Origin of the sequence: Pseudoalteromonas sp. Isolate3, assembly GCF_022398505.1 — a bacterium.
Taxonomy (GTDB): Bacteria; Pseudomonadota; Gammaproteobacteria; order Enterobacterales; family Alteromonadaceae; genus Pseudoalteromonas; species Pseudoalteromonas apostichopi.
In genome coordinates this window covers 1-1,816 of the sequence record NZ_JAKEVN010000236.1, presented here as the reverse complement: position 1 = coordinate 1,816, position 1,816 = coordinate 1, and the positions used below count along the sequence as shown (strand labels likewise).

Here is a 1,816-nt window from a genome sequence, read left to right as displayed (position 1 = left end):
TCATATGTAAATAATAGGTTTTTTAAAGTGAATAAAATGGATTTGAAAAAGAAACAGGAATTAGAACGAAGATGTAATGTGTTAATTGCAAGGTTAGATGAAAAACGAGCAGACTTTTCTAAATCTGAAATGATGGCACAGGTAGAGCTTATTAAAACACTGGGGGTCATCGCTCGGTTTGGTAATTTTAAGCATTTAGCTATGGCTAAAAGCGCAAAATCAATCATAAATGGTTCTCTAAACGAGTATAGAGCGCAAGCTGTTTTAAAGATTTGCGAAGAAATAAACTTTGAAATTGATAATTTTAAATACTCATCTAGAGCTACTTACAATATTGGAGCATTAATTGTTGCTTTCACTTTAGGCTTTATAAGTAGTTTGAATTCAGTCGATGGGTATTTACCTTCCTTATTGAATTTTAATGGGGAGATAATATTTTTTTCTATGATGTTTGCTTCTCTAACTAGTATTGTTTTTTCATCATATGACAAGTTTCTCAACTCCCAGCCTCTTTATCAACCTTTCACATCGATATTTAAAGGGGCTTTACAAACGTTTTCTACTGCGTTTGTAGGTGTTGTTTTTTCAATAGTATTAGCTCTAATTATTGCTAATTTTGATACAAGAGAGTTTTCACATCGCCTTTTTGAATGGTTTTTTATTACAAGTAGCTGCTTTGGTGTGTGGTTTTATAAACTTGCAACGGAGCTGAGTTTAAAATATCAATCGAAAAAACAAATATTAAAAGACGAAATCAATATAAAAAATAAGCCTTCAAGTGTGGTGAAAAGTATTTAATATGGAATATGCTTTATATGCGATGCTCGTATGTGTCGGCTTTTATATTTTTATAGATGTTGTGATTTCTTTTAGACAACAATCACATTCTTTTTCGTCATATTTTTGGTTAGGTGGTGGTTTGAGAAAGGCAATTATATTGTTTTTCATGGGGTTCACTATTCTTTTTTTTGCACTTGAACCTCGAACATCTATCCAACATTTACCTGGCAATTCAAATTTAGATGTTCATATAGAGCAAGAAGAAGTTGTCAAAAAACTTGAAGAATTAATTGAAATTAATAAGAGCATTGAAGAAAGTACTGAGCAAATAAGTGGAAATAATAGTGAATTTGCCCTGTGGATATTGATTATATTCTCGTTTTTGATTGTGTTGCTTATCTTTATACATACAAAATATAAAGACCCTAGTTACAGAGGCCAGATTGTTCGTGCAGGATCTGTGTTGATTGGTACAGGTGCTATCGCGATTACATTTACGTTGATAACAATTGAAAATTTGAACCCAGAATTGGTTTGGTCAAAGAGCGAGAATTTTTACTTTGAACTAGAAGAAAATGAAACAACGAATCCTAAATCTGAATCACTTGCAGTCATACCATCGAAAATCAAATTTATTGGAAGTGTTGAACCCTTTCAAGAGGCTAAAGATCAAATAGAGAAAGTCAATGTCAATGGTATTGAAGTTGATAGCGATATGCTTATTCAAAGCCAAATTCAAAAGCTGATGGGCAATACAGTAAGAGATGAAATGATAATTGAAAATATTATTTTGATAGGTATAGCTGATAAAAACCCATTATCGAAGCATGCACAAAATAAATGGCGGAATAATGCTGAACTAGCCCTTGCAAGAGCAAAGAAAGTAGAGGGAATGGTTTATAAGGTTATATCTAAACCAGAATTTAACAGGCATGAAAATGTAAATGTTAAGGTTTTGACTTATGGTCCTAAAAATACAGATCATGGTGTTTATGAAGATAAGCTAGCTAAAGATAGAAGAGTTGATATTTATATT

Annotated in this window: 2 protein-coding genes; both read left to right on the top strand. The window is 31.8% G+C overall.

The features are described from left to right. On the top strand, nt 1-798 hold a 798-nt coding region (locus tag L1D46_RS20545), incomplete at its 5' end, for a hypothetical protein (RefSeq protein WP_239978161.1). Nucleotide 799: 1 nt separating this feature from the next. Continuing rightward, nucleotides 800-1,816, top strand: a 1,017-nt coding sequence (locus L1D46_RS20540) for a hypothetical protein (RefSeq protein WP_239978160.1), incomplete at its 3' end; no start/stop codon positions are given.